Source organism: Candidatus Accumulibacter similis (genome assembly GCA_013347225.1).
In the GTDB taxonomy this organism is placed as follows: Bacteria; Pseudomonadota; Gammaproteobacteria; order Burkholderiales; family Rhodocyclaceae; genus Accumulibacter; species Accumulibacter similis.
In genome coordinates, this window is record CP054595.1 from 1,520,441 (window position 1) to 1,545,094 (window position 24,654).

Genomic DNA, 24,654 nt, shown 5'->3' on the forward strand with positions numbered 1-24,654 from the left:
GCAGCGCCCCTTACCTTTGACGTTGGGGGTCTTCATGTCGCGTGTTGTAAATGCCTGGATACAGCTAAACCGCGATGCTCGTCGCGTGTGTAAGGAGGCGGTTACCCGCCTCTCTGCCCGGACGAGCCATGATCCATTTATTGGCATCCACACGGCGTTCTTACACAAAGCCACCGAGACGTTGTCTGCCGTTAATGTCTTGTATGCACACCAACTGGAGGAACCGGCACAAGCACTAATACGAATTCTCTTCGAGTTGCGAATTAACTTCGACTGCCTGTTAACAATGGCTCGACGCGACTCCCAATATGCATTTCGGCGTGTGGCCGATAGCATGATGGTCGAAAAGATAAAACAGGCTCGCGCATCTCAGTTTGGCGGCATTCCTCCTGAGAGACAGGAGGAGCTTGAAAATCTCGAAAAGGAAATTGCACAACGCTATTCGCCTGAAGAATTCACAAAGCTGCGAAAGCACGGTTTTACGGGGATACCAATTGAACAGCGCGCAGCTATGACAGGCCATGAGGTTGCCTATAGCATTGTCTACCGCAATTTTTCAAGGAATGTCCACTCAACGGACTATCTGGAGAGCTACATAAAGACTGGTATGCATACCTCCGAGGATCACGAGGCCTACCGCGAAAGCAGAGACGTTGCAGCTCACTACACAGCGCATTTCTCAGCGGTGGGAATGGCAGAGTTTGCTAACCACGTGTTTAGCCTAGGCCTTGACGAAGAACTGGATGCTTTGGGAAAGAGGCAGAGGAAAATTAAGGCTCTCGATGCATAGCCAGACCCCCAACCCGGCGCTCAACCGGACCTGCGCAAAAAGCCGCGCAGGCCGGTTAGCTCTACGTGTGCGCCGGGCATGGCGCGTTACTTCATAGGTGCAAGTCCTATGGCCAGGTTTTCGCAGAGCCGAAGGCAAGGAGAAGGGCAAGTGCGTCGTCGTGAGGCGAGGTGCGGAGGAAGCCCAATCCAAAGCTGCGGGGCGATGAACAATAACCGGATATGAGGCGTGATGCATCCGGGGCGAGCGGGCACGTGACCGCGAAGCCCTCCATCTGCGGCTGGGGTGCATTTTGTAAATCCGGCGTCCATGCAGCGAAGGTAACGAGTCTTACCCCGGGAGGTCTCCCCGGTGCCTCAGAGCAACGAGGCTGGGCGTTGGGTGACTGGCGCTGAATGCCGTGGAGAAGTCAGCAGAGGGCATAGTAGGTGGCGCTTCCCACCGAAGGCCCGAACGATGAAAGACGAAGGACCGTGACGAAGAGAGACGGGATCGCATCTGACCACCTGCCCCTGCAGGCTGCGGCTACCCCGCAGGATGAACTCGTCGCTGGTTTGTCAGGGAAACCCGAGTCGATTCCTTCCCAAGCGTTGCTGGCCCAGGTACTGGATCGGGCCAATTTGCGACGCGCCCTGAAGCAAGTGCGCCAGAACAAGGGTGCGCCGGGTCTCGACGGCATGACCGTTGAGGCACTTCCGGACTACCTCCGACACCACTGGCCGGAAATCCGCGAGCAACTGGAAGCGGGCCGCTACCGTCCGCAACCGGTCAAGCGCGTGGAAATCGACAAGGCCGACGGGAAGAAACGCCCGCTGGGCATCCCTACGGTGTTGGACCGCTTCATCCAGCAAGCCATCGCGCAAGTTGTCTCGGCGCTATGGGAACCGCACTTTCACCCCCAGAGCTACGGATTCCGCCCGAAGCGCTCGGCCCACCAGGCCGTCCGTGCCGTCCAGGCCAATATCCGAGGCGGCTACCACTGGGTGGTGGATATGGACCTGCAAGCCTTCTTCGACCGGGTGAATCATGACCGGCTGATGGCGCGGCTGAAAAGTCGCTGCCCGGACGCCGACCTGCTGCGCCTGATCAATCGCTTCCTGAAGGCTGGCGTGAGCATCGAGGGTCAGATACACCCCACGACCCTCGGCGTGCCGCAAGGCGGCCCGCTCTCGCCTGTGCTGGCTAACGCGGTGCTGGATGAACTGGATTGGGAACTGGACCGGCGCGGCCACTGCTTTGCCCGTTACGCCGACGACTGCAACATCCTCGTCAAGAGCAAGCGTGCGGGTGAGCGCGTGATGGCCAGCGTGACACGCTTTGTCAGTGACTCGCTGCGGCTCACAGTGAATCCGTTGAAGAGCGCGGTCGATCGGCCCATGAACCGCAAGTTCCTGGGCTTCACGGTCAGTCGCAACGGTGCCAAGCTCAAGGTGGCCGACAAGGCCCTCGACAAGCTCAAGGACCGCGTGCGGGAACTGACCCGTCGGACAAGAGGCACCACCTTCGCCGCCGTCGTCGCAGAGCTTAGAGAAACCCTGCTTGGTTGGAAAGCGTACTTCGGAATCGCCGAAGTGCTGAGCCCTCTGCGCGACCTCGACAAGTGGGTACGACGCAAGTTACGCTGCTATCTCTGGAAGCAATGGGGTCGAGCGGGCTATCGGGAACTGCGCAAACGCGGCGTGTCTGTGCGTGAAGCGTGGCATACCAGCAAGTCCGCACACGGTCCATGGCGGGTGTCGCAGACGCCGGCCCTGTCGATCGCGCTCCCGTTGCGCTTCTTCGAACAAATGGGACTACCGAGCCTTGCGCCGCGGTAGGAATTTGCTTCATCGAACCGCCGGATACGTGACCCGTTCGTCCGGTGGTGTGGGGGGAGCCGTGAGGCTTCTCCCTATCCCGATTGGGCATCATGAAACGACCGTCCACCGCTTCTGATCACCTTGAATGGGAGGCGCTCGTTGGCCGTGCCCTTCTTAGGTTCGGAGACATCGAGTATGTTTCCGTTCGGTGTTTGGACGTGATACCTGACGAGAGAGTTTTCGCTTCAACAGTGAGCTTGGATTTCTCACGCCGAGTTGATGTCCTTCTCGAAATCTTAGACAATCGAAAGGTATTGGCCCCGCCGCTATCTCGGCTACGGGACGGGTTCAAACGAGCTAAGGAACTTGCAAAGACAAGAAACCTAATCGCCCACAACCCCTTGATGCTGAACCTATACGTGAATCCTGAGACGCAGGAGTCGAAAGCAATATATCGGATTGACGCGGCTCGCTCGGGAAAGCATTCGATAACACTAGAGGAGTTAAAGGAATTTTCTGTCGAAGTGGATGATCTCGCCGCTACGATCTGGTTGGAGTTTGGGAATGTTGCTGGAGATGATGGCCAAGTATGGAAAGAGTTCACCTACATACCAGAGCCATGATGCCCAACCCTCCACTCCAGAGGGACGCTACGCCGGAGAGCCGGCTTCGCGACCCTGAGCTAGCACGTTGGCGCACAGTCAACCCCATCGGCACCTCACCGGAACACCTCATATGACTCAGCTTCGGATGACAGTTTTGGGTAGTGGGTCAGTGGGCCTGGCGATTGCTGCGACGTACGCCCGCGCTGGGGTAGACGTGACCGTGCTTGCAAGAGGCGCGACAGTACAGCTCTTGCGCCAAGAGGGAATCACTGTTACCGGCGTGAGTGGTAACCACTGGATCGAGCCACAGCGCTTGAAAATTTCCAACGCGGAGAATCCAAGTCCAGAAGACGTCAACTGCGACTTCTTGATCGTTGCAACCAAGGCCTATCAGGTTCAGGAAGTCCTAAGGAGTTTGATGGCAAGCACCAGCACTTCCGCTGCGCCGAGAGCAGTCCTGCTTCTGCAAAACGGGTGGGGCTCGGCTGACGAGGCTCGCTCCATCCTCCCGGCCGAAGTGGAGATCTTCTCGAGCATCATGATGATTGGGATAGAGAGACGAACTCCAACCCAGATAAACGTCAATGTGCAGGCGAGCCCCATTCGCGTTGGAACACTATTTGCATCTGCGTCCGACAAGATGAAGGAGGCTGTAGAGCTAGGCAAAGCGGGCTTTCTCCCCATCACCTATGAAGACAACATTGAGCCCGCGATCCTCACCAAGTTCTTGTTCAATACCTGTCTAAATGCCATCGGTGCAGTGACGAGAATGACCTATGGCGAGTTGGTGAGTAATCAGCACACCAGAAAGCTGATATCCGGCGTTGCAGATGAGACCATCAGAGTCATCCAGGCCGAACGAAAACTGACACTGGCGCAAAGCGGAGAGGAGTACGTGGAGAAGTCGCTCACGCCATTTGTTCTGCCAAAGGCAGCAGCTCATCGCTCTTCAATGCTTCAAGATGTCGAAGCCGGACGCCGAACCGAGGTCGAGTACCTCAATGGGGCAGTCGTTCGCATGGGCAACGGCCAAGGCATCGTGACTCCATACAACGATGCGGTGTCCAGCCTCATTCGTGCCAGGGAAGCCAGTGTCGCCGCTGCGTGAGTGCGCCCTCTCGTTCAACCCTGACCCGCTACGGCAGGCGCTGTAAGGCCGGGCAACGCCAGTGTGTACCATCGTCGTCGCTCGGCCTTACAGCGCCCGCCTCCGCGGTCAGGGCTAACTCGAACGTTACCGTGAAAGCCCCCCGAGGTAGCGACGTGCCGATCTCCCTGCTGACGAGCAGCATCGATTGGAGATCCGCTGGGCCCGACCCCAGGTTGTCAGCGGTGCATCAGGCGGCAGTGCGCGCTGCCGGAATGCTGGGCGTGGGCCACTTGCCGATGGCCTTAGGCTTCACAGGGCACACAGCGCAGCCCGAGGTGCTGCTCAAACGGGTCGAAGTCCCGGTCCGAGTGCAAGAGCTCCAGCTTGTCCACGATGCAGCGCGTCGCGATCACGGTGTCAATGGTCTTGCGCACCGTCAGCCCCAGGGCACGCAGTCGGCGGTAGTTTCGCGCAGCCTCAATAGCCACGTGTTGGCCACCAAGTGGTACGACGGTCAGACTCGGCAGCATCCGGCGCACCTCGTTGAACTCCTTGTCCGTCCCGCAGCCTTGCAGCACCTCGGTCAAGATCAAGTCACCTACTGCCAGCGGCACGGTGCCCAACAATGCGTCGAGCTTGTCCGCCTGCGGAGTCGGTGTACCCCGCAGGTAATCCACCCAGACACTCGAGTCAACCAGAATCACTTGTCGCGCCTCATGGTGTCCAGGTCACCTTGCCACTGAACCTTACCCCGAAGCCTGCGCACCTCGGCCTGGCGGCTCATCTGCAAGAGGGTTCGAAGTCCGAGCTCTACGGCTTCCTTCTTGGTCTTGGCTCCGCTGGCCTTCAATGCGTCGGCCATGAGCTTGTCGTCAATCACAATGTTCGTCCGCATGTGTATCTCCAGCGATGTAGATACACATTGTACAGCGTAGCGAGTGAAGCAGACCCGTCGGACGAGAGGCACCACCTTCGCCGCCGTCGTCGCAGAGCCTGGAGAAACCCTGCTTGGTTGGCAAGCGTACTTCGGAATCGCCGAGGTGCTGAGCCCTCTGCGCGACCTCGACAAGTGGGTCCTTTGCCCGTTACGCTGCCATCTCTGGCAGAAATGGGGTCGAGCGGGCTATCGGGAACTGCGCAAAACGTGGCGTGTCTGTGCGAGAAGCGTGGCATACCAGCAAGTCCGCACACGGTCCATGGCGGGTGTCGCAGACGCCGGCCCTGTCGATCGCGCTCCCGTAGCGCTTCTTCGAAAAAATGGGACTGCCGAGCCTCGCGCCGCGGCAGGAATTTGCTTCATCGAACCGCCGGATACGTGACCCGTTCGTCCGGTGGTGTGGGGGAGGCCGCGAGGCTTTCCCCTATCCCGATCAGATCTCGGCAGGAAAATCGAAGGATCGTGATGACACAGCTGCTCGACCTGGCGCTCATCAGCGAGAAGACGCTCAAGCACTACAACGAGCGCGCCGCCGAGTTTTGGGAAGGTACGCGCGACCACGACGTGAAGCAAAACATCGAGGCGCTGCTGCGGCACATCCGCGGAGGCCCCTCGTTCCGCATTCTCGATTTCGGATGCGGCCCTGGGCGTGACCTGGCGGTTTTTCGCTCTCTGGGCCACGAGCCGATCGGCCTCGAAGGGGCCTCGCAGCTCGCCGCCATGGCGCGCGAGTACAGTGGCTGTGAGGTCTGGGAGCAGGATTTCCTTGCGTTGAAGCTTCCCGCCGGCCGGTTCGACGGCATCTTCGCCAACGCGTCGCTGTTCCATGTGCCATCCGCAGAGCTGCCGCGCGTGTTGAGGGAATTGGGTGCTGCGCTCAAACGCGATGGCGTGCTCTTCACCTCGAACCCTCGGGGGAATAACGAAGAGGGATGGAATGGCGGGCGGTATGGCGCGTATCACGACCTCAAGTCATGGCGCGCGTTTCTTGAGCGGGCAGCCTTCGAGGAGTTGGAGCACTACTATCGCCCGCCGGGGCTGCCGCTCGAGCGACAGCCTTGGCTTGCAAGCGTGTGGCGGAAGCGCGGTGAATCGGTCGAGATCTGAAAACGCGTTCGAGCGGAGTGCCCGCCATCAAAGGGGCAGGGTCGGTTTTCGGCGGTTTTCCAAAGGTCGGCACTGACGAGACGGCCGCCGTCGAGGCGCTTCAGTACAACGCGCTTTGTCTGTCGCCGAGGCGCCAAGGCCAACGCCGGACGCTTTCGGCGCGGCAGATGGAGGCCATTGGGCCGCATGAACCGCAAGCACTGCATCCAACGGAGGTTCCCACCATGCTGATGACCACAACCCCGAACATCGAAGGCAAGAAGATCGTCCGCTACTGCGGGGTAATCACCGGCGAGGCAATCCTCGGCGCAAACATCTTCAAGGACATGTTTGCCGGCATCCGGGACATCGTAGGCGGACGTTCGGCGACCTACGAGAAAGAACTGCAGCGAGCGCGGGACATCGCTCTTGCCGAACTCCGCGAGCGCGCTTCTCAAGTCGGCGCGAACGCTGTGGTCGGCATCGACCTCGACTACGAAGTTCTGGGGCAAGGCAACGGAATGCTCATGGTTTCCGCAAGCGGTACCGCCGTGGTTTTCGAGTGACCGCATCCCGACGCACAACCGCGCATGGCGGTCCATCAGCGCTTTGATGCGGTCGATCGCGCCAAGCCTGCTGCGATCCGTCCACAGAAACGCGGTCCGAAGCCGCGGTCGGAAGTCGGCGGGGCGGCCGAGCTTTCGTCTCCCGGCTGATGCCGGTGCTGGCGGTTACTGTGCGCCGTCAGCGAAACTGCGGAGGGCGGCGATGATGTCGACGTTGCCGGGATGGCGCTGGTCGGCGCGGCGCAGGAGCGCGAGGGCTTCGCTCCGCCTGCCGGCACCGTGCAGCGCGATCGCCTCGACGTAGAGGAAGCGCGGGTTGTCCGGTGCGAGGCGTGCGGCCGCGGAGAGTTCCTTCAGCGCTGCCCGCTGGTCGCCCTGGCGTACGAGCAGCAAGCCGAGTGCATGGTGCAGGTCGGCATTGCGCGGCATGCGGGCGAGTCCGCGCCGCAGCACGCCTTCCCCCTCGGCGTCGCGACCGAGCTGCCGCAGTGCGTCGGCGAGGTTGACGTAGGCCGGCTCGAACAGTGGATCGAGCGCGATCGCCTGTTCGAAGGCCGCCAGTGCCTCGTCGCTGCGCCCCTGGCGCAAACGCAGGATGCCGAGATTGAGCCGGCCCGACGGCCAGTCGGCCTCCAGATCGAGCGCGGTCTGGTATTCCTGCATCGCGGCGGCGTGCGCTTGCTGTCGCTCGGCGCCGAGGCGGTCGGCGGGGACGTCGGCGAGCACGCGCGCCGCCTCGATGCGGACGCCGCGTACCGGATCCGAGAGCAGCGGCGCGGCGGCTTCGCTGCGCGTCGCGGGCGGTGCCGCCGCGAGCAGGCCGAGCGCGGCGATGCGCAGCAGGGGATCCGGGTCCGCGAGCAGCGCTCCCGCCGTCTGCAGCGTCGCCGGGGTGGCGTGCGACTGGGCGAGGGTCGCCGCCGTCGCCCGGATGATCCCCGGCGCTGCCGGGTTGCGTGCGAGGTCGAGCAGATCGGGCAGCGCCAGGATGCCGCGCGTCGCGCCCGCATGCAGGGTCGGCCCGTAGCTCGGGCGATCACGCCAGGCCCTGCCGTACCAGCGATCCATGGCGCTCGCCGCCCACTCGGGCTTGCGGTCGACATGACACTGGTTGCAGGCGTTCGGCGTTCCGAGCGACAGCGAGAGGTCGGGGCGCGGAACGCGCAGGCTGTGGTCCTGCCGGGCGTGGATCACCATGTAGTTCTGCGTTGGCATGTGGCAGTTGATGCACTGCGCACCCTTGCTGCCGCTGACGTGCCGGTGGTGTCCGGGTGCGTCGTACTCGGCGGCATTGTGGCAGCGACTGCAGAGCGCGTTGCCGGCGGCACGGGTCCGCAGCGAGTGCGGCTCGTGGCAATCCATGCAGGTGACGCCGCTCTGCTGCATCCTGCTCTGCAGGAAGGAAGCCCAGACATAGACCTCCTCCCGCTGCTGGCCATCGGCATGGTAGTTGGGGGCGGTGAGCATCGCCAGACGGTGGCTGTCTTCGAGAACCGCGCCGGGCCTGCGCTCTTCGCTCAGGGTCGCGCGGCGCGCGTGGCAGGGGGCGCAGACGTTCATTCCGGCGGGGTCGGCGGGGCGGTCGCGCACGGCGACGCGGGCGCCGTCGGCGGGAAACTTCCACGCCTCGCGCCAGCGGCTGCCGAGCCGCGGCAGCCCGATGTCGCCCTGCGCGGGATACGGTGGCCGTGCCATGCGAGCCCACTCGACGTGCCGCGAACCCTGGCCGTGGCAGGCCTCGCAGGCGACGTTGATTTCGCTGTAGGTGGTCCGGTAGCTGTTGCTGGCGGCGTCGTAGCCCTTGCGCAGCTTGGTCGAGTGGCATTCCGCGCACTGCAGGGCCCAGTTCTGGTAGTTGCCGGTCCAGTGCAGCGGATCGTCGTGGGCGACGCGGCGCTCGGGTTGCAGGTGGAACCAGCGTTGTCCACCCTGCTCCTGCGGGCGCGCATCCCAGGCGATCGACAGCGCCTGGTAGCGGCCGCCGGGAAAGGCGATCAGGTACTGCTGCAGGGGGTAGACGCCGAAGGTGTGGCTGATCTCGTAGTCGGCGGGCTTGCCGTCGGGACCCTCGGTGCGCACGAAGAAGCGGTCGCCGCGCCGGTAGAAGCGGGATTCGACGCCATGCTGACGGAACTTCGCGTCGGCGAAATCGCCGAGCACCGTCTGCGGATTCGCTGCCTGCATCGCGCGATCGTGATTCGATCCGGACCAGGCCCGGTATTCGGCTTCGTGGCAGCTCTTGCAGGCGGCGGCGCCGACGTGGCTCGCCGGCCTGCCGTCTTCGGGGGTACCGATCGCCGCGGCTGCGGCCGGCGATTCCGGCACCCGGCCGCGCGTCGCGTAGAGGGCGATGCCGGCGGCGACGGCGATGAGCAGCAGCAGGCCGACGGCCAGCAGGGTCCTGCGCCTCTGCGGCGCCGGCGCATCCGCTGTGGCGGTCGCGGAAGCCGTCGCGGAAGCGGTCACGGAGGCGGCTGCGGATAGCGGCGCAGCAGCCTGGCGCCTGGCTTTTCGGGTCATCGTGGGCGGTGCAGGTGGGGCAGTGGCGGGATGGGCAATGGTAGCACTGCACGCCTGCGGCCGCTCGCCCGGTGGCCGGCGCCGATGAACCGCCGCGCGCCGCCTGCCGGCGCTGCTGCTCGGGAATGTGCGGCCGGAGCCGGCCGTTGCGGCCTTCCTGGGGTCGCCGGGCGGTGCTGTTTCAGTCCCGCCCGCGTCGCCCCAACAGCGCCACGATGGCGATGAACAGCAGGCCGCCGCCGAGAACCAGCGCAAAGACGAGCTGCCGCTCGGAAAGCCCGAGGAAGTTGATCGGCAAGCCCCAGCGGCACGCCAGCGGATAGACCGCGAGCGCGAAGCCCATGCCGGCGAGCGTTGCCAGGGATCCCCGCAGGTCGTTGCGCAGTCGGAAGCGCAGCATCGCGAACGGCAGATCGCGGACCTTTTCCCGCGGCAGATCGCTGAATAGCTGGTGACCACCCTTCCTGCCGAGGGTGAAATGGATGATCAGGGCCGGCAGCAGGATGGCGGCTGCAAGTGCCAGGAAGAAGGAGCCGGGAGTCCAGTGGTTCATCGCGCAATCCTTGCCATCGGCTTTCTCGCCGGGAGCGGCGGCGCGGCCGTCACCCCATGCCGGGATGAGAACGCACTCTAGCAGAACGGGAAGGCGCAGTGGCGCTGCGGCGGGTGTCGCTCAGACGGCGCCGGCGGCGCGCAGGGCGCTGATCGCGGCGGCGTCGCAGCCGAGTTCGCCGAGGATTGCCTCGGTGTGCTCTCCGAGGGCCGGCACCGCGTCCATGCGCGGCGTGAAGCCGCTGTTGCCGCCCGGTGGCAGCAGTGCCGGAATCGGGCCGGCGGGCGTTGCCACCTCGGTCCATCGCCCGCGTGCCGCGAGCTGCGGGTGCTGCCAGACTTCGTGCATGTCATTGATGCGCGCATTGGCGATCCGCGCCGCGTCGAGGCGGGCGATCAGCTCTTCGCTGCCGAGGCGGGAGAACTGCTCGGCGATCAGCGCCTGCAACTCGTCGCGCGCGGCGCTGCGGCGGGAGTTCGACGAGTAGCGTGCGTCGTCGGCCAGCTCCGGTCGGTCGAGCACCTGGCGGCAGAAGAGCTGCCACTCGCGTTCGTTCTGCACGCCGAGAATCAGCAGCTTGCCGTCGCCGGCGGCGAAGGGGCCGTAGGGGTAGATGGTCGCGTGCGCGGCGCCGGCGCGCGGCGGCGGTGCCGCCCCGTCGCAGGCGTAGTAGAGCGGGTAGCCCATCCATTCGACCATGCTTTCGAGCATCGAGACCTCGATGCGACAGCCGCAGCCGCTGCGCGCACGCTGCAGCAGGGCTGCCAGGATGCTGCTGTAGGCGTACATGCCGGCGGCGATGTCGGCGATCGAGCAGCCGGCCTTGGCCGGGGCATCGGGCGTGCCGGTGACCGAGAGGAAGCCGGCTTCGCCCTGGATCAGCAGGTCGTAGGCCTTCCGGTCGCGATACGGGCCGTCGCCGCCGTAGCCCGAGAGGTCGCAGACGATCAGTCGCGGAAAGGTCGCGCGCAGATCCTCGTACGCCAGGCCCAGGCGGGCGGCCGCGCCCGGCGCCAGGTTCTGCACCAGGACGTCGGCGCCGGCGAGCAGCCGGGCGAGCAGCGGCGGCGCGGCCGCATGCTTGAGGTCGAGCGTCAGGCTTTCCTTCGAGCGGTTGGTCCAGACGAAATGCGAGGCGAGGCCATGCACGCGCTGGTCGTAGGCACGGGCGAAGTCGCCGCTGCCCGGGCGCTCGACCTTGATCACGCGCGCGCCGAGGTCGGCGAGCTGACGGGTGCAGAAGGGCGCGGCAACGGCGTGTTCGAGGGTGACGACGGTGATGCCGTCGAGTGGTCGCATGCGGGAGACTCCGGGGATCAGTACGAGCGCGGCAGCCCGAGCAGGTGCTCGGCGACGTAGGCGAAGATCAGGTTGGTCGAGATCGGCGCCACCTGGTAGAGGCGGGTCTCGCGGAACTTGCGTTCGACATCGTACTCGGTGGCGAAGCCGAAACCGCCGTGCGTCTGCAGGCAGGCGTTGGCCGCCTGCCACGAGGCACGGGCGGCGAGGTGCTTCGCCATGTTCGCCTGCGCGCCGCAGGGGCGCTGCGCGTCGAAGCGGGCGCAGGCCTCGTAGCGCATCAGGTTGGCAGCCTCGATGTCGATGAACGCCTCGGCGAGCGGGAACTGCACCCCCTGGTTGCTGCCGATCGGGCGCTCGAAGACGATGCGCTCGCTGGCATAGCGGGTGGCACGGTCGACGAACCAGTAGCCGTCGCCGATGCACTCGGCGGCGATCAATGCCCGTTCGGCGTTGAGGCCGTCGAGCAGATAGCGGAAACCCTGGCCCTCTTCACCGATCAGGTTCTCGGCCGGGATCTCGAGTTCGTCGAAGAAGAGTTCGTTGGTCTCATGGTTGACCATGTTGGCGATCGGGCGCACTTCGAGACCGTTGCCGATCGCCTGCCGCAGGTCGACGATGAAGATCGACATGCCCTCCGATTTGCGGCGCACCTCGGCCAGCGGTGTCGTGCGCGCGAGGAGGATCATCAGGTCGGAGTGGCGGACGCGCGAGATCCAGACCTTCTGGCCGTTGATGACGTAGCGGCCATCCTTGCGGGTCGCGGTGGTGCGGATGCGGGTGGTGTCGCTGCCGGTCGTCGGCTCGGTCACCGCCATTGACTGGATGCGCAGCTTGCCGGCAGCGATCGCCGGCAGGTACTTCTCCTTCTGTGCCGGGCTGCCGTTGCGCAGCAGCGTGCCCATGTTGTACATCTGCCCATGCACCGCCGCCGCATTGGCGCCGCAGCGGTTGATCTCCTCCATGATGACGCTGGCTGCGGTCAGGCCGAGGCCGGAGCCACCGTACTCCTCGGGAATCATCGCCGCCAGCCAGCCGGCGTCGAGCAATGCGGCGACGAATTCGTCGGGATAGCCGCGCTGCTCGTCGATGCGGCGAAAGTACTCGTCCGGGAACTGCCGGCAGAGGTCGCGGATGGCGTCGCGGATTTCCGGGTGCAGGTCGGCGGTGGTGTGCATGGCGATCCTCTGCTTCGGCGGCCGGCGAAGCCGTGCACGGGCGGCGGCCAGCCAGTATGGTCGGTATCGCCGGTTGCTGCCGCGACGCGGCTTCGCCGCTGTCCGCCGCGGACCGGGCCGCTGACGATGCGCCGGCAACGTCCGGCGATCGCGCGCGGCAGGCCGGTCTGGCGGGCTTTCCCGTTCGCTCGCAGTTTACACTTCGCGACAGGCTCGCGGGCAGCCGCTGTTGGAGTAAACTGCCGGCCGCGCCGCCGGCCGCGATGACGGCGGTCGGCGCCCGCAGGTACCACGACAACAGTCCAATGACCAGGAGCGATCGATGGCAGTGGCGAGCAGACTCCCCGACAGCGCGCAGCGAGTGGCGGATCTCCTGCGCACGCTCGGCCATCGCCAGCCGGTCGTGGCGCTTTCCGCCAGTGGCAGGACTTCCGCCGAAGCGGCTGCGGGCCTTGGCTGCAGCGTCGCCGAGATCGCCAAGTCGATCGTCTTCCGGCGGCTGGCCGACGACATGGCGGTGATGGTCGTTGCCAGCGGCGCCTACCGGGTGGACGAGGGCAGGGTGGCTGCCGTCGTCGGTCCGCTCGGCAAGGCGGGTGCCGCTTTCGTGCGCGAGCACACGGGTTACGCCATCGGCGGTGTCTGCCCACTCGGCCACCCGCGACCGACGATCGTTCTCGTCGATCGCCTGCTGCTGGGCTTCGACCGCATCTGGGCGGCTGCCGGGCATCCGCACTGCGTCTTCAGCCTGTCGCCGCAGGAGTTGCTGGCGATGACCGGTGGGCAGGTGGTCGACGTCGCGCAATCGCCGGCGGGCGGGCAGTCGACCGACTGATGCACGGCTGTCGGCGCCAGCGTCGCCGCGTGGTCGCGGCGAGCTTGTCGCCGGCGTCGCGCTTGCTTCCTGCCGCCAACGGTTTACCATCTCGGCGTTGGGCATCCCCCGCCACCACCCGCCTGCATCGCAGACGCTGCCAGCCGCCACCGGCAGGCGTGGTGCAACATTCCTTTGCGGAGAACACGAATCATGGCCGTAGCGCCCGAAACCGCCATCATGGCCCTGTATTGCGACTTCGAGAACGTCGCCCTTGGTGTTCGCGATGCGAAGTACGACAAGTTCGACATCAAGCCGGTACTCGAGCGGCTGCTGCTCAAGGGCAGCATCGTCGTCAAGAAGGCCTACTGCGACTGGGAGCGGTACAAGGGTTTCAAGTCCACCATGCACGAGGCGAGCTTCGAGCTGATCGAGATTCCGCACCTGCGGCAGTCGGGCAAGAACTCGGCCGACATCCGGCTGGTCGTCGACGCGCTCGATCTCTGTTACACGAAGTCGCACGTCGATACCTTCGTCATCATCAGCGGCGACTCGGATTTCTCGCCGCTGGTATCGAAGCTGCGCGAGAACGCCAAGTACGTCATCGGCGTCGGCGTCAAGCAATCCACATCGGATCTCCTGATCGGCAACTGCGACGAGTTCATCTTCTACGACGACCTGGTGCGCGAGATGCAGCGCTCGGCACGGCGCGACTCGCGCGAGGCGCAGCCGGTGGTCAGGCGGACGCCGGAGGAGGATGCCGAGCGGCGGGCCGAGCTCGAGGCGCGGCGGAGCAAGGCGATCGAGCTGGCGGTGGCGACCTTCGATGCGCTGGTAGGCGAACGTGGCGACAGCGGCAAGATCTGGGCCTCGATGCTCAAGGAGGCGATCAAGCGCCGCAAGCCCGATTTCAACGAGTCCTACTACGGCTTCCGCGCCTTCGGCAACCTGCTCGAGGAGGCGCAGGCGCGCGGTCTGCTGGCAATCGGCCGCGACGAGAAGTCCGGTACCTACGTCTTTCGACGCAATGGCATCGCCGCCGCTGGCGAACTCGGCGCCGACCTGGCGCTCGACGAGGCGGGCGAGCAGCCGCCGGCACCGGCAACCGAGCCGGCACGAGCGGCCGACGAGCAGGCGGTTGAAGCCGCAGGGCAGCCCACCCCGCGCCGGAAGAGCGAGGGCAGGCGCAAGGCCGTCGACAAGGGTGGCAAACGGGCGACGCGGGAGCCGAAGGAGGCTCAGGCAAGCGAAGGCGCTGCGACGAGCGCGCCACCCGCGGCAGAAGCAGCGGGCGAAGCCGCGCTGCCCGAGTCGAGCGTCGAGCGCGCTGCCAGCACGCCGCCGGCGCCAGCCCCAGAGCCGGTGCCGCTGCCCATGACGGCGGACGATGCGCCAACCGTCATCCCGGAGCGCGCGCCCGAGGTCCTGCCGGCAGAGGTCGGCGAGTCCCCCGATGCTGCCGTCGTCGGCGAGCCGGAGGCCGCGCCGACGGCAAGGAAGCCGGCCAGCCGGCCGCGGCGCCCGCGCAAGCCCAAGGCGGTGGTCGAAACGGCCTGAGTTCGCCGGCGCCGCCGCGCCGGACCAGTACCGTAAACGGAAGAAGCCGCGACCGGGGTCGCGGCTTCGCTGTTTGACGACGGGCGCCGGCTTTGCTCAGGCGGCGGCCTGCGCGGGAATCTGGCCTGCCATGCGCACGATCCGGTTCTGCGTGTCGACGTAGATCAGCAGCGGCGCGTACTTGGCGAGTTCGACCTCGTTGTATGCCGCGAAGCTGGCGATGATCAGGATGTCACCCGGAGCGGCACGGCGCGCCGCCGAACCATTGACGGATATGACCCCGGAGCCGCGCTCGGCGCGGATGGCGTAGGTCGTGAAGCGCTCGCCATTGTTCACGTTCCAGATGTCGATCTGTTCATACTCGCGGATGTTGGCCGCATCGAGCAGATCCTCGTCGATGGCGCATGAGCCCTCGTAGTGAAGCTCGGCGTGCGTGGCGCTGACGCGGTGCAGCTTCGACTTCAACATGGTTCTCTGCATGGATTCACCGGTTTGGCAGTTTGGGGATGCGAATTGTAGCTGCTAATGGCGACCTGTCAATGGTCGTCGCAGGCAGGAATTTCGACGTTGTCGATCAGCCGCGCGCTGCCCAGGCGGCTCGCCGCGAGCACCACCAGCGGCCGTTCGCCGGGGTTGCGCGGCGGCTGCAGATCGCACTGTCGTCGCAGCGCAACATAGTCGGTTCGCCAGCCGTTGCGGTCGAGTTCGGCCGCCGCGTCGGCCTCGAGGCGAGCGAACTCGGCATCGCCGGCAGCGACGGCCGTGGCGATTCTCTGCAGCAGGCGGTGCAGCCGCGGTGCCTCGGCGCGCTCACCGGGCGACAGGTAACCGTTGCGCGACGACAGCGCGAGACCATCGTCGGCGCGAACGGTCTCGCTGCCGACGATGTCGATCGGCAGCGCCAGTTGCCGGGTCATGTTGCGCAGGACCATCAACTGCTGGTAGTCCTTCTTGCCGAACAGCGCCACCTGCGGCTGTACGATGTTGAACAGCTTGAGGACGACGGTCGCGACGCCGCGAAAGTGGCCGGGCCGGAACGCGCCATCGAGATCGTTCTGGCTCGCCGGCGGATCGACGTGGTATTCCTGTGGCTCGGGGTACAGTTCCTTCTCGCCGGGGGCGAACAGCAGGTCGACGCCGGCGGCGACCAGCTTCTCGCAGTCGGCTGCGAAAGTGCGCGGGTAGCGATCGAAGTCGTCGTTGGGACCGAACTGCAGGCGGTTGACGAAGATGCTCGCGACCACCGTATCGCCGTGCGCGCGGGCTTCCCGCATCAGGGCAATGTGGCCCGCGTGCAGGTTGCCCATGGTCGGCACGAAGGCGACGCGGCGACGCTGCCGCAACGCGGCGCGCAGCTCGGGGATCGACGAGTGAATCTGCATGTTCCTGTTCAACCTCTCTCAACGTGCCGCGGGCGGGCGCTGCGGGTGCATGGGCGGGCGGCAGTGGTGTGCGCGGCCCAGGTCCGCCGCCTGGTCGCTCGCCGGTGACTCAGTAGCAGTGCTCGGCTGCGGGGAAGCTGCCATCCTTGACCGCTGCGACGTAGGCGGCGATCGCCGCCGCGATCGACGGTTGGCCGAGCATGAAGTTGCGGACGAAGCGCGCCTTCCTGCCGGTCGAGATGTCGAGCATGTCGTGCAGGACGAGGACCTGTCCCGAGCACGCGCGGCTGGCGCCGATGCCGATCGTCGGCACGGCGAGCCGGTCGCTCACTTCCGCTGCCAGGGCCTCGGGGATCGCTTCCAGCACCAGCAGCCCGGCGCCAGCCTCCTGCTGCGCCAGCGCGTCGGCCAGCAGGCGGGCGGCCGCCGCATCATCGCGGCCCTGGACGCGGTAGCCACCGAGCTGATGCACCGACTGCGGCGTCAGTCCGACATGCCCGCAGACCGGGATGCCGCGCGCGGTGAGGAAGCGGGTGGTCTCGGCCATCTCGCTGCCGCCTTCGAGCTTGACCATCTGCGCGCCGGCGGCCAGCAGCCGGACGGCGTTGCGCAGCGCCCGCCGCGGGCTCTCCTGGAAGGTCCCGAAGGGCATGTCGGCAATCACCAGCGGTCGCCGGCTGGCGCGGGCGACGCTCGCGGTGTGGTAGGCGATGTCGGCCAGGGTGACGGGCAAGGTCGAGTCGTGGCCCTGCAGAACCATGCCGAGCGAGTCGCCGATGAGCAGGGCATCGACGCCGGCGGCTTCGCAGAGCTGCGCGAAGCTGGCGTCGTAGCAGGTGAGGACAGCGATCTTCTCGCCGCTGGCGCGCATCCTGGCAAGGTCGACATGCGTCAGGCGGCGCGTCGCAACGTGTGTGGACATGGAATCACTCTCCGCGGTTGAAGAATTCCCGCTGGCCGCGCATGCCTTCGATGCGCTTGACGAGCAGTTGAAAGTCATCGTCTGAATCGACGAAATCGATGTTCTCGCAATTGACCACCAGCACCGGTGCCGCCTCGTAAGTGTGGAAGAAGCGCATGTAGCTTTCGCTGAGGACGCCGAGGTAGGCATCGCCGATGCGCCTCTCCATGTCGCGGCCACGCTTGCGGATGCGGGCGAGCAGCGTCTCCGGCCGCGCCTGCAGGTAGATCACCAGATCGGGGTGGAGCGGCTGCGGCGCCAGGTGCTGGTACATCTGGCGATACAGCTCATGTTCGTCCGCGGCGAGCGTCAGCAGCGCGAAAAGGGCATCCTTCTCGAGCAGGAAGTCGCTGACCAGAGGCCTGCCGTCGTCTTCGGCCGCAGGCAGCGAGCGCAGCCGGTCAATCCGCTGCAGCAGGAAGGCGAGCTGCGTTGCCAGGGCAAAGCGCTCCTGGTCTTCATAGAAGCGGCTGATGAAAGGATTGTGCTCGGGCTGTTCGAGCAGCAGTTGCGCGTCGAGGTGGTTGGCGAGGCGGTGGGCAAGACTGGTCTTGCCGACGCCGATCGGGCCCTCGACGGCAATGCGTCTGGCGGCGGTGAGTGCATTGCGGAGCATGGTGGCAAGCGGGCTGGGCGCGCTTCAGTCTTGGGTGAACAGGATCTGCGGCCGGCCCGCGCCGTCCACTGCCATGCGCTCGAGGCACCGTTGAACGCCCGAGCTGGCGGCTTCCATGTGCTCGACCGCGCTCACTGCGGCGGCCAGATCGCCGGCCTGATGGGCTTCGATGGCGTTGCGTCCATGGCGGTGGACGTCGGCATGCGGCGTCTCCATCGCGCGAAAACCATCGAGCTGCGCAAAGTGCCTGCCCTCTCCGTCGTAGTACCATTTTCCGAGGCGGCAGGCGGTATGGCTGGCGAAGTCGCCGGTGCTCCGGTCGGTGGTTCCCAGGAGCACCTGATAAACGTCGAACTTGAACAGCAGATGGTCGATCTTCGCCAGTTCGACGAAGCTGCGCAGTGCCGCGACCGTGATCGTCTGCTCCAGGTTGCGCGCCAGGTGGGTGATGCCGGACATCGTCGTCGAGGCCTGCTGGCCCTGCTCGCTGAAAGAATCCGCCTGCTCGGCGAGCTGACCGATGCTGTTCTGGGCGGCGACGGTTTCGCCCTGGATCGTGTTCACCAGTTGGGAAATGTCGCTGGTGGCATGCGTCGTCCGGTCTGCGAGCTTTCTCACCTCATCGGCAACCACGGCGAAGCCGCGGCCGGCCTCGCCCGCGCGCGCCGCTTCGATTGCCGCGTTGAGCGCCAGGAGGTTGGTCTGATCGGCGATCTCCTTGATCAGATGGACGATGCCGCCGATCTTCTGCGCGCTGCCCTGCAGACCGAGCACCTTGGCCAGCGCGTGGCGCGAGTTGCCGGCAAGTTCGTTGAGGTCGGCGCTGATCCTGTTCACCGAGTCGCGGCTGCTCGCCGCCATGCTGGTGGCCGCAGAGGTTTCGCTCCGCTCGCCACGCAGGCGCTCGGCCACCGCCTGCAGGCTCTGCTGCGAGTCCGACAGTGACTCGCGGTAGGAGCGGAAGGCCGCGAACAGGCGCTGCATCTCGGCCGCCTGCCGTTTCGTCTGCTCGTTCAACTGACTGGCCTGTGTCTGCACCGCCTGCGTCGACGAGAGCTGTCCGCGCAGGCCGGCATTCACCGCCTCGAGCTCGCTGATTCGCCGCTCGAGGCGGCGCATCTTCTCGCCAGCACCGAAAAAAGGCATCGTATCCCCCCGGGGATTTCCTGGTTATTCCTGCGTTCCGGTGGCGGCTCGATGCCACCACCCCGGAACGGCGCCTAGGATACACAGAGCGGCCCATGAATGGTCAAGTTTGCGCGCTGCCGCAACGCAAAAAAGCCGGCGCACGCTGGTCCGGGCACGCCGCCAGGAAGGGACGCTGTTGCGCCGCCACCTGTGCCGGCAACGGATCGTAACATGTCGTCACGAAAACGCCCTGCCGTCCCTGTCCCTGGCGCGTTGACTGGCTATCGACCCCGGAGGCCATGAAGATGAAGACCATTCCCGCTGCCCTGCTGGCTGCCGCCGTGCTCGGCGGCTGTGTCGTCACGCCGCTGCCGCCGGTGGCCGCGCCACCGCCGGTGTATGCCCCGGCCTACGGCTACCCGCCGGCGGTCGTGGTCGGCCCGCCACGTGTCTATCCCGCGCCGCCGGCGGTGGTCGTCGTGCCGGGGCGGCCATACCGTGGCCACGGCGGGTGGAAGCGGCCCTACCGCGACCCACGCTGGTGACACTGCAGCCGGCATGACGAGTGCGCCCGATTGAATCGTCGCCAACCCTCAGGGCGCGAGTCTTTCGATCCGTTGCTGGCTGACTGCCGGGAGCCAGGCGGCGGCGCTGCCGCGGCCCGGAATGCGGCACTCCGGCGCGATCTCGAGCAGCGGCGCGATGACGAAAGCCCGCAGGTGCATGCGCGGGTGCGGCAGGCTGAGGCGCTCGCTGTCGAGCAGCAGTTGGTCGTAGAGCAGCAGGTCGAGGTCGAGCGTCCGCGGTGCCTGCGGGAAATCGCGCCGGCGACCGAATTGCCGTTCGACGACGAACAGCGCGTCGAGCAGTTCATGCGGCGCCAGCGTTGTCGCGAGCGCGGCGACGGCATTGATGAAATCGGGCTGGCGGCGGATTCCCACCGGCGCCGTGCGGTAGAGCGATGACATCCGCAGCAGTCGTGCGTGCGGCAGGCCGGCCAGCGCCTCGCCGGCCGCGCGCACCTGCTCCAGCGGTTCGGCCAGGTTGGCGCCAAGGGCGACGAACGCCAGGTGCGAAGCCTGGCTCAGGTCGGGCGGCCGAGGTCCGATGGCGCTGCCGGGTGCTTCACTCGGCCTGGCTGGTTGCGCTCGACTCGCTCGCGGCGCGACGGCGGCGGCGACGCCGGGGCGCTGCTGCCGCCTGCGGCAGCAGCATCGCTGCGCGGCGCTCGTCGCTGGCGGCGAGGAACTCGGTCCACCAGTCGCCGACCTCGCGCGCGACCTCGCCGGACTCGACGCGCAACAACAGGAAATCGTAGGCCGCCTTGAAGCGTGGCTGCTGCAGGATGCCGTAGGGGCGCTTGCCGCTACGCTGTTCGAAGCGTGGCTGCAGCGCCCAGATGTCCTTGATGTCGCCGCTGATCCGCCGCGTGATCGCCAGCTTCTCCGCCTGCACATCGAGGACCTCGTCCATCGCCTGCAACAGCGATGGCAGCACCGGTTCGCCGGCAGCCTTGAGCGGTTCCCACTTGGCGAGCACTTCGTGCCAGAGCAGGGTGGCGAAGAGGAAGCCGGGTGACACCGGCTTGCCCTCGCGCACCCGGCGATCGGTGTTGGCGAGCGCCAGGCCGACGAAACGTTCGCCGAGCGCCTGGTCGAGAATGACGTCGAGCAGCGGGAACAGGCCATGATGCAGCCCTTCCTCGCGCAGTTGCGCGACGCAGCGTACGGCGTGCCCGCAGGTGAGCAGCTTGAGGATCTCATCGAGCAGGCGTGACGGCGGGACGTTCTCGATCAGGCTGCTCATCTCACGGATCGGGTGCCTCGCCTCGGGATCGATCGACAGGCCCAGTTTGGCAGCCAGGCGGACGGCGCGCAGCATGCGCACCGGATCTTCCCGGTAGCGGGTCTTCGGTTCGCCGATCATGCGCAGCGTCTTTTGCCGCAGGTCGGCGACGCCGTGGTGGTAATCGACGATGGTTTCCGAAGAAGGGTCGTAATACAGGGCATTGACCGTGAAATCGCGCCGCGCGGCGTCTTCCGCCTGGCTGCCGAAGACGTTGTCGCGCAGCACCCGCCCCTGCTCGTCGACCAGCGCCTTGCTGCCGCCGTTTTCGCCGTGATGACCGCGGAAGGTGGTGACCTCGATGGTTTCGGCGCCCATGTTGACGTGGACGATCTGGAAGCGGCGGCCGATGATGCGCGAGCGACGGAAACAGTGGCGCACCTGTTCCGGCGTTGCGTTGGTGGCGACGTCGAAGTCCTTCGGCTTCAGGCCGGCGAGCAGGTCGCGCACCGCGCCGCCGACGATGAACGCCTGATAACCGCTTTCCTGCAGGGTCTCGACTGTGCGCCGGCTGCCGCGACTGATGTCGTCTCGCTGCAGGCCATGCTGGGCGACGGCGATGACCGCTGGTTCGCTGGGCTTGCCGGCACTCTTGCGTCCGAGGACGCGGGATATGAACTTGCGGATCATCAGCGGGGGGTTGTCTCGTTCTCGTGCTGTTGTGCCGTCATCATAGCCCAAATCGTTTCCACCGACCCGGATAATGCTTGCTCGCGCTACCCCTGCAGGCTGAGAACCGGCCAGCCGGCGTCTGCGGCGTGCGCCCGCAGGGTGGGGTCGGGGTCGACGGCCACCGGGTTGCTGACCCGCGACAGCAGCGGCAGGTCGTTCAGCGAGTCGCTGTAGAACCAGCTTCGCTCGAAGCTGCTCCACCACAGCCCCATCGCCTCGAGCCAGGCTTCGACGCGGACGATCTTGCCTTCCCGGAACGACGGCAGGCCACGCACCTTGCCGGTGAAGCGGCCGTCTTCCTGTGCCGGGATCGTCGCGATCAGGTGGGCGATGCCGAACTCGCGGATGATCGGCCCGGTGACGAAGCTGTTGGTGGCGGTGACGATGGCGCACAGAGCGCCGCGACCGAGATGCCCACCGACCAGCGCGCGCGCCTTGTCGCTGACCAGCGGCAGGATGTGGCGGGAGAGGAACTCGCGCTGCCAGAGGTCGAGCTGGCTGCGCGGGAAGCGCGACAGCGGCTGCAGCTGGAAGTCGAGGAAGACGTCGATGTCGAGCGTGCCGGCCTTGTACTGCTCGTAGAACTCAAGGTTCTTCGCTTCGTACAGGTCGCGGTCGAGGATTCCCTTGCCGATCAGGAACTGCGCCCACTCAAAGTCGCTGTCGCCGGCGATCAGGGTGTTGTCGAGGTCGAAGAGGACGAGGTCCATGATGGTGTTCGTTCTGGTCAGGTGGGCGGCGAGGTCTGCAGGACCTCGCGCAGCAGGGGCAGGCTGATCGGCCGCTTGTGCTCGAGCGAGAACTGGTCGATCGCCCGCAGCAGTTGCGTCAGGCTGCGCATGTCGCGTGGCACGCGGGCAAACAGGTAGTCGATGACCGCCGGCGACAGCTCGAGCCCGCGTGCCCGCGCCAACTCGGCGAGAGCGGCCCGCTTTTCCTCGTCGCTCAGGCTGCGCAGCCGGTAGACCAGGCCGCTGCCGAGGCGCGTGCGCAGGTCCTCGCGCAGCTCGAGCAGCCGTGGCGGCAGGCGCGCTGCCAGCAGCAGCCGCCCGTCACTGGCGCGCAGGCGATTGATCAGGTTGAAGAGGACGACCTGGCCGCCATCAGCGAGTGCCTCGAGGTGGTCCACGGCCCAGAGGCCGGAACTCGTCGGCAGGCTGGCGAGTTGCGGGTCGAGGCGGGCGTCGCTGCAGGTGGCGGCGCATGCCTGCAACAGATGTGACTTGCCGGCACCGCTTTCGCCCCAGAGGAAGAACAGCGGTTCGCGGTTGTCGGGTGCGAGCCAGGCAGCGAGCGCGGTCAGCGCTTCGCCGTTGCTGCCGCTGACGTAGTTTTCCAGGCTGGGCGGCGCCGCTGGCTGCAGGTCGAGGGTCAACTGGCGCATGGGAGCTGTTTCAGGCTGCGGTGGGTGCGGGCGAACGGTCCGCGAGAGGAGCTTTTCGGATAAGATCCCCGCTTCGGGAAAACGCCGTGCCGCATTCTACCACTGCACCGCATCCGCCAGACTTGTTCGGGACGCCCTTCAGGATGACTCAGGAATCTCTCACCTATCGTGATGCGGGGGTCGATATCGACGCCGGCGACGCCCTCGTCGAGCGCATCAAGCCGCTTGCCCGAAGGACCATGCGTCCCGGCGTGCTGGCCGGCATCGGCGGCTTCGGTGCCCTCTTCGAAGTGCCCGCCGGCTATCGTCAGCCGGTGCTGGTGTCGGGTACCGACGGCGTTGGCACCAAGCTGCGGCTGGCTTTCGAACTGCAGCGGCACGCGACGATCGGCATCGACCTGGTGGCGATGAGCGTCAACGACATCCTCGTCCAGGGTGCCGAGCCGCTCTTCTTCCTCGACTACTTCGCCTGCGGCAAGCTCGACGTCGCCACCGCGGCGGAGGTCGTCAGCGGCATTGCCAGGGGCTGCGAGCTGGCCGGCTGTGCGCTGATCGGTGGCGAGACCGCCGAAATGCCGGGCATGTACCCGGAAGGCGAGTACGACCTGGCGGGATTTGCCGTCGGCGTCGTCGAGAAGTCGGCGATCATCGACGGGTCGGCGATCGTCGCCGGAGACGTGCTGATCGGCCTGCCGTCGTCGGGGGCGCATTCGAACGGCTATTCGCTGGTGCGCCGGATCATCGCCCGCACGCAGGCCGACCTGTCGGCGGCCTTCGACGGCGGCGGCACACTGGCCGATGCGATCCTGGCGCCGACGCGCATCTATGTCCGGCCGCTGCAGGCCCTGCTGCGCGCGTTGCCGGTGAAGGGCATGGCGCACATCACCGGTGGCGGCCTTACCGGCAACGTGCCGCGCATCCTGCCGGCGTCGGTCAGGGCCGAGATCGTCCAGTCCGCCTGGCGTCGGCCGCCGCTTTTCGACTGGCTGCAACGTGCCGGCGGCGTTGCCGAAAGCGAGATGCATCGTGTCTTCAACTGCGGCATCGGCATGGTCGTCGTCGTTGCGCGGGCGGACGCCGGGCAGGCGCTGCGGCTGCTGCAGGATGCCGGCGAGCCGGCGCTGGCGATTGGCAGCATCGAGCCGCGCGCCGCGGGCGAGGCGGCGACGGTGGTTCTCTGAGAGGTTGGGGCGCTGTCGTCGCCAGTACGCCGCCGGCAGGGGCGCGCGCGAACGCTGCGCGGCAGCGGCGGCTGGACGATGCTGACGCTCGCCGGCAGCAGGCGGCGCACGTTCGTTGCCGCCGCGGCAACCGCAACCGGCGCGTGGCGCGCTGCTCAGACCTTGATGTTGATGCGGCCGCTCGCCGTGCCCTGGCGGCGGCCTTTCTTCGACCGCGTGTCGAGCAGTACCGGCCGGTTCTCGACGCGGCGTTCGGCCTGGCGGCGCTCGACCGCGACCGTGGTGTCTGCCGCCGGGGTGCCGGTCGTGGCGGCGGCGGTGTCGGCCCGCGGTGGCGCTGCCTGCTCCCTGCCGGCGAGCGCCCGGTCGTTCTGCGGCGAGGCCGACAGGTTGCTGGCGAGGCCGGCCGCACCGCCCACCGGTTCTGGCTTCTTCGCGTTGTCGACCTCCTTGTTCAGGTTGCCGACCAAAGGAATGATTTCGGCTGGAATCCTCATGCTGCGGTCTCCATGCGCCGGCGCCTGCCGATTGCCCGTAAGGGCGGCGGGCCGACGATCAAACTCATGATTCGTCTGCGGAATACTCTAGCATTGCTGCTGTCGGAGTGGTATCGGCAAGTGTGCCGGCTTGCCAACTTTGTCGCGGCAGGGGGCGAAAGGGTCGCTGCCGCCGGCCCGCGACGGCGTGCCAG

General features: G+C 66.3%; 27 protein-coding genes and 1 pseudogene. 11 read left to right on the forward strand and 17 right to left on the reverse strand.

Features of this window, described 5'->3' with window-relative positions; genetic code table 11:
- The first annotated feature begins 34 nt into the window (after positions 1-34).
- The 4 genes from HT579_07045 to HT579_07060 all read left to right on the forward strand — a co-directional run bounded on the left by HT579_07045 (position 35) and on the right by HT579_07060 (position 4,302).
- Complete coding sequence (locus HT579_07045; GenBank protein QKS28700.1) at positions 35-790, forward strand: hypothetical protein; 756 nt, start codon at positions 35-37, stop codon at positions 788-790.
- Positions 791-1,263: 473 nt separating this feature from the next.
- Positions 1,264-2,607, forward strand: coding sequence for a group II intron reverse transcriptase/maturase (gene ltrA / locus HT579_07050; protein ID QKS28701.1), 1,344 nt, complete (start codon positions 1,264-1,266; stop codon positions 2,605-2,607).
- Between the two features lie 92 nt (positions 2,608-2,699).
- The gene (locus tag HT579_07055; protein QKS28702.1) at positions 2,700-3,212 is read left to right on the forward strand and encodes a hypothetical protein; all 513 of its coding nucleotides are present in this window, start codon (positions 2,700-2,702) and stop codon (positions 3,210-3,212) included.
- 112 nt (positions 3,213-3,324) lie between these two features.
- On the forward strand, positions 3,325-4,302 hold the full coding sequence (locus HT579_07060; protein ID QKS28703.1) for a ketopantoate reductase family protein: 978 nt from the start codon (positions 3,325-3,327) through the stop codon (positions 4,300-4,302).
- A 284-nt stretch (positions 4,303-4,586) separates the two neighbouring features.
- Here the strand turns inward: HT579_07060 and HT579_07065 are convergent, their stop codons facing one another.
- Both HT579_07065 and HT579_07070 read right to left on the reverse strand, forming a co-directional pair.
- Entirely contained in the window at positions 4,587-4,988 is a 402-nt protein-coding gene (locus HT579_07065) for a PIN domain nuclease (GenBank protein QKS28704.1), read from the reverse strand.
- The gene (locus HT579_07070) at positions 4,985-5,179 is read right to left on the reverse strand and encodes a type II toxin-antitoxin system VapB family antitoxin (GenBank protein QKS28705.1); all 195 of its coding nucleotides are present in this window, start codon (positions 5,177-5,179) and stop codon (positions 4,985-4,987) included. The genes HT579_07065 and HT579_07070 overlap by 4 nt, the downstream gene beginning before the upstream one ends.
- A gap of 43 nt (positions 5,180-5,222) precedes the next feature.
- Here HT579_07070 and HT579_07075 point away from each other — a divergent pair.
- The 3 genes and pseudogenes from HT579_07075 to HT579_07085 all read left to right on the forward strand — a co-directional run bounded on the left by HT579_07075 (position 5,223) and on the right by HT579_07085 (position 6,873).
- Positions 5,223-5,526 (forward strand): annotated as a pseudogene (locus tag HT579_07075) (maturase).
- 160 nt (positions 5,527-5,686) lie between these two features.
- Complete coding sequence (locus tag HT579_07080) at positions 5,687-6,328, forward strand: class I SAM-dependent methyltransferase (protein ID QKS28706.1); 642 nt, start codon at positions 5,687-5,689, stop codon at positions 6,326-6,328.
- Positions 6,329-6,552: 224 nt separating this feature from the next.
- The gene (locus HT579_07085; protein ID QKS31545.1) at positions 6,553-6,873 is read left to right on the forward strand and encodes a heavy metal-binding domain-containing protein; all 321 of its coding nucleotides are present in this window, start codon (positions 6,553-6,555) and stop codon (positions 6,871-6,873) included.
- 165 nt (positions 6,874-7,038) lie between these two features.
- On the opposite strand, the gene HT579_07090 is transcribed toward HT579_07085, so the two are convergent.
- The 4 genes from HT579_07090 to HT579_07105 form a co-directional block, all read right to left on the reverse strand.
- Positions 7,039-9,393 carry a tetratricopeptide repeat protein gene (locus HT579_07090; protein ID QKS28707.1) on the reverse strand — a complete coding sequence of 785 codons (2,355 nt, stop codon included), beginning with the start codon at positions 9,391-9,393 and terminating at the stop codon, positions 7,039-7,041.
- A gap of 181 nt (positions 9,394-9,574) precedes the next feature.
- On the reverse strand, positions 9,575-9,946 hold the full coding sequence (locus HT579_07095; protein QKS28708.1) for a hypothetical protein: 372 nt from the start codon (positions 9,944-9,946) through the stop codon (positions 9,575-9,577).
- Positions 9,947-10,066: 120 nt separating this feature from the next.
- Positions 10,067-11,245 (reverse strand): CoA transferase, encoded by a 1,179-nt coding sequence (locus tag HT579_07100; GenBank protein ID QKS28709.1) that lies wholly within the window; start codon positions 11,243-11,245, stop codon positions 10,067-10,069.
- Positions 11,246-11,262: 17 nt separating this feature from the next.
- The gene (locus HT579_07105; GenBank protein QKS28710.1) at positions 11,263-12,423 is read right to left on the reverse strand and encodes an acyl-CoA/acyl-ACP dehydrogenase; all 1,161 of its coding nucleotides are present in this window, start codon (positions 12,421-12,423) and stop codon (positions 11,263-11,265) included.
- 322 nt (positions 12,424-12,745) lie between these two features.
- On the opposite strand from HT579_07105, the gene HT579_07110 reads away from it, so the two are divergent.
- Together HT579_07110 and HT579_07115 are read left to right on the forward strand one after the other, a co-directional pair.
- Positions 12,746-13,258, forward strand: coding sequence for a YbaK/EbsC family protein (locus HT579_07110; protein ID QKS28711.1), 513 nt, complete (start codon positions 12,746-12,748; stop codon positions 13,256-13,258).
- 192 nt (positions 13,259-13,450) lie between these two features.
- Positions 13,451-14,794, forward strand: coding sequence for an NYN domain-containing protein (locus HT579_07115; GenBank protein ID QKS28712.1), 1,344 nt, complete (start codon positions 13,451-13,453; stop codon positions 14,792-14,794).
- Between the two features lie 96 nt (positions 14,795-14,890).
- Here HT579_07115 and panD read toward each other — a convergent pair whose 3' ends face one another.
- The 6 genes from panD to HT579_07145 all read right to left on the reverse strand — a co-directional run bounded on the left by panD (position 14,891) and on the right by HT579_07145 (position 19,197).
- Positions 14,891-15,274: an aspartate 1-decarboxylase gene (gene panD, locus HT579_07120; GenBank protein ID QKS28713.1), complete on the reverse strand. Its 384-nt coding sequence runs from the start codon at positions 15,272-15,274 to the stop codon at positions 14,891-14,893.
- Positions 15,275-15,330: 56 nt separating this feature from the next.
- Positions 15,331-16,176, reverse strand: coding sequence for a pantoate--beta-alanine ligase (locus tag HT579_07125; GenBank protein ID QKS31546.1), 846 nt, complete (start codon positions 16,174-16,176; stop codon positions 15,331-15,333).
- A gap of 109 nt (positions 16,177-16,285) precedes the next feature.
- The gene (gene panB, locus HT579_07130; GenBank protein QKS28714.1) at positions 16,286-17,098 is read right to left on the reverse strand and encodes a 3-methyl-2-oxobutanoate hydroxymethyltransferase; all 813 of its coding nucleotides are present in this window, start codon (positions 17,096-17,098) and stop codon (positions 16,286-16,288) included.
- Between the two features lie 4 nt (positions 17,099-17,102).
- Positions 17,103-17,753: a deoxynucleoside kinase gene (locus tag HT579_07135; protein QKS28715.1), complete on the reverse strand. Its 651-nt coding sequence runs from the start codon at positions 17,751-17,753 to the stop codon at positions 17,103-17,105.
- 24 nt (positions 17,754-17,777) lie between these two features.
- Entirely contained in the window at positions 17,778-18,899 is a 1,122-nt protein-coding gene (locus HT579_07140; protein QKS28716.1) for a CZB domain-containing protein, read from the reverse strand.
- Positions 18,900-19,002: 103 nt separating this feature from the next.
- Positions 19,003-19,197, reverse strand: coding sequence for a hypothetical protein (locus HT579_07145; protein QKS27481.1), 195 nt, complete (start codon positions 19,195-19,197; stop codon positions 19,003-19,005).
- Here HT579_07145 and HT579_07150 point away from each other — a divergent pair.
- Positions 19,181-19,426 (forward strand): hypothetical protein, encoded by a 246-nt coding sequence (locus tag HT579_07150; protein QKS28717.1) that lies wholly within the window; start codon positions 19,181-19,183, stop codon positions 19,424-19,426. The two genes, HT579_07145 and HT579_07150, sit on opposite strands and share 17 nt — an antisense overlap.
- 48 nt (positions 19,427-19,474) lie before the next feature.
- On the opposite strand, the gene folK is transcribed toward HT579_07150, so the two are convergent.
- The 4 genes from folK to hda all read right to left on the reverse strand — a co-directional run bounded on the left by folK (position 19,475) and on the right by hda (position 22,782).
- On the reverse strand, positions 19,475-19,969 hold the full coding sequence (gene folK, locus HT579_07155) for a 2-amino-4-hydroxy-6-hydroxymethyldihydropteridine diphosphokinase (protein ID QKS31547.1): 495 nt from the start codon (positions 19,967-19,969) through the stop codon (positions 19,475-19,477).
- Positions 19,970-20,006: 37 nt separating this feature from the next.
- A complete protein-coding gene (pcnB, locus tag HT579_07160; GenBank protein QKS28718.1) occupies positions 20,007-21,356 on the reverse strand; it encodes a polynucleotide adenylyltransferase PcnB in 1,350 nt (449 codons plus the stop codon).
- A gap of 86 nt (positions 21,357-21,442) precedes the next feature.
- Positions 21,443-22,108 (reverse strand): HAD family hydrolase, encoded by a 666-nt coding sequence (locus tag HT579_07165; GenBank protein ID QKS28719.1) that lies wholly within the window; start codon positions 22,106-22,108, stop codon positions 21,443-21,445.
- A gap of 17 nt (positions 22,109-22,125) precedes the next feature.
- A complete protein-coding gene (gene hda, locus HT579_07170) occupies positions 22,126-22,782 on the reverse strand; it encodes a DnaA regulatory inactivator Hda (GenBank protein QKS28720.1) in 657 nt (218 codons plus the stop codon).
- A 143-nt stretch (positions 22,783-22,925) separates the two neighbouring features.
- On the opposite strand from hda, the gene purM reads away from it, so the two are divergent.
- Positions 22,926-23,963, forward strand: coding sequence for a phosphoribosylformylglycinamidine cyclo-ligase (gene purM, locus HT579_07175; GenBank protein ID QKS28721.1), 1,038 nt, complete (start codon positions 22,926-22,928; stop codon positions 23,961-23,963).
- Between the two features lie 155 nt (positions 23,964-24,118).
- Here the strand turns inward: purM and HT579_07180 are convergent, their stop codons facing one another.
- The gene (locus HT579_07180; GenBank protein QKS28722.1) at positions 24,119-24,460 is read right to left on the reverse strand and encodes a hypothetical protein; all 342 of its coding nucleotides are present in this window, start codon (positions 24,458-24,460) and stop codon (positions 24,119-24,121) included.
- Positions 24,461-24,654 lie beyond the last annotated feature (194 nt).